The organism is Helicobacter bizzozeronii, from assembly GCF_900196775.1.
Taxonomy (GTDB): Bacteria; Campylobacterota; Campylobacteria; order Campylobacterales; family Helicobacteraceae; genus Helicobacter; species Helicobacter bizzozeronii.
In genome coordinates this window covers 1-2,004 of sequence record NZ_FZLB01000122.1, presented here as the reverse complement: position 1 = coordinate 2,004, position 2,004 = coordinate 1, and the positions used below count along the sequence as shown (strand labels likewise).

Sequence of the window (2,004 nt, the reverse complement as noted above, 5' to 3'; positions counted from 1 at the left end):
GGGGGGGGTGGGGGGGGGGGTAAAAACGGGGATAAGTGATAAAATGGTTTAGTGGTTTTAGTCTGTTGGTTGGGTATATGATTAATGTTTTGGATAGGGACTCCTTAAATTGAAAATGGGAGTTATGTTAGCATGAATGGGCTTATGCTCGCTAAAACCTAAGAAATCATATAATGCACCCAAAGACTTATGTTACATATTTGCTTGTTTTATTCTCTCTTGGTGCTGTGGATTTAAAGGGTTTGCCCACCAGTTGCAAAACACGGGGGGCTTGGGGGGATTAAGCCAACACGGCTTTACGCTGGATAAAGCAGTGGGCAAGACTTGCTATGAAACTTTTATTCTTGCTGTAACTTTTTAGCTAGATCCATCACTTCTTGGATTTGGGCGTTACTCAGTTTGCCCTCATGCACAAAACGCACTTTGCCCGTTTTGTCCAACACGACAATGAGACTCTCTTGCTTTTTTAAACCCCAAGCCTTTTGCACCACCCCGTCATTATCCATCACCACTTGGCTATTGGGATGCTCTCTCTTGGCTTTCTTAGTTTCCCCACGCACAAAAAGCCCCGTGCCCATCATGGCATCATCGACATTGATGATATTGGTTGTTTGGTATTTGCTCTCATCAAAATGCGCGGCAACAATGCGATCCATGAGGGGTTGATTCTCGGCTTTGACCTTTTTGCGCCCGGCAATATGCTGGATAATCCGCACTTTACCCGTTAGACTTTTGCTATTCCACACCTTGTATTGTATGGAATCCCCATTCAAAACAAGCTCGCCCCTATCCCGCACCACCACATCTGCTAAGGGCTGATTGAGGGCAATATTGCTCCCATGCGCCATGCTCAATGCCAATAACAAACTTCCAAATATCTTTTTCACAAAAACCACCTTAAAATCAGAATGGAACCATTATACTATGCATTTATAAACCTATAAAGATAGTTGGTTTCATAATGGTTATGATAGCCCCCGCTTTTAACACCCAGTTCCACACAAGACACTTAATGATTAGCCTAAGGGATAATCCAGTGGCAACACAGATACCCCTATCTCCCCAGCATGCCCCACACCAACCACACACTTCAAGCCATAGTAATCCTCTAAATCAAAACGCAGGGGCATTAATAGCTCATGGAGTTTTTGATCCAATCCACTCATGCCAACTCCCTCTTTTAAAGCGTTTTTGACTAAAAAGCGTTTAGCTTCTTGGCTAAACTCTAAGATGCTCCCTGCTTGGGCAAATTCTTCTTGAAAAGGTTTTAAACGCCGGTCTAAAAGTTCTGTAAGCATGTCTATATCCACAGGCTCAAAGAGCACTCTTATAGAAAAACGGCGTAAAAATTCGCGCTTCATGCCACATTCAATCAAATTTTCATTAGTGATTTTAGGGAGTTTTTGGTGCGATTGGTTGTTTTTCCAAAGTTTTTCAAAATGCCCTAAGACAATAAAGAGCATGTGATCGGTTTGCAAAGTGATGGTTTGTCCGCTGGCTCGACCTCCATACTCAAACGAGACAATCCCCTTTTCAATGACCTTTAACAATTCATTTTGCACCCCTTGTCTCCACTCCTTGTCATGCCAACTCCCCTGTCCTAGTTTGTCAATCTCATCTAAGACCAACACCCCTTGCTCAGCTTTTTCTATATTTTTATCCGCATTGCTATAGAGTGTAGCAAACATTTGATTGGTTTCATTGCCAATATAACCTGTAGGGGTGAAAGCAGCTGCATTGGCAATGCAATAAGGAATGTCTAAATACTTGGTTGCCATCTCAATTAAAAAAGTCTTGCCACTGCCTGAAGGTCCAATACAAATGGCATTTGCCTTTTCTAAGCCGGATTGTCCTTGAATGCGTTTGTAATGATCGCTAAAAACCAAACTCATTTGTTTTTTAGCTTGTTCTTGACCGATCACAAATTGATCCAAATACGCTTTAATGGCTTTGGGGGCGTATTTGTCTTGGGGTTTGGGCGTGATTGGGGGGGTGGATTTGGGG

General features: G+C 42.8%; 2 protein-coding genes. Both read right to left on the bottom strand.

Annotated features, from left to right (window positions below; all coding sequences use genetic code 11):
* Positions 1-338: 338 nt before the first annotated feature.
* Positions 339-887 carry a YtfJ family protein gene (locus tag C5684_RS09020; RefSeq protein ID WP_013889535.1) on the bottom strand — a complete coding sequence of 183 codons (549 nt, stop codon included), beginning with the start codon at positions 885-887 and terminating at the stop codon, positions 339-341.
* 129 nt (positions 888-1,016) lie between these two features.
* A partial coding sequence (locus C5684_RS09015) for an AAA family ATPase (RefSeq protein ID WP_158650249.1) occupies positions 1,017-2,004 on the bottom strand: 988 nt, incomplete at its 5' end.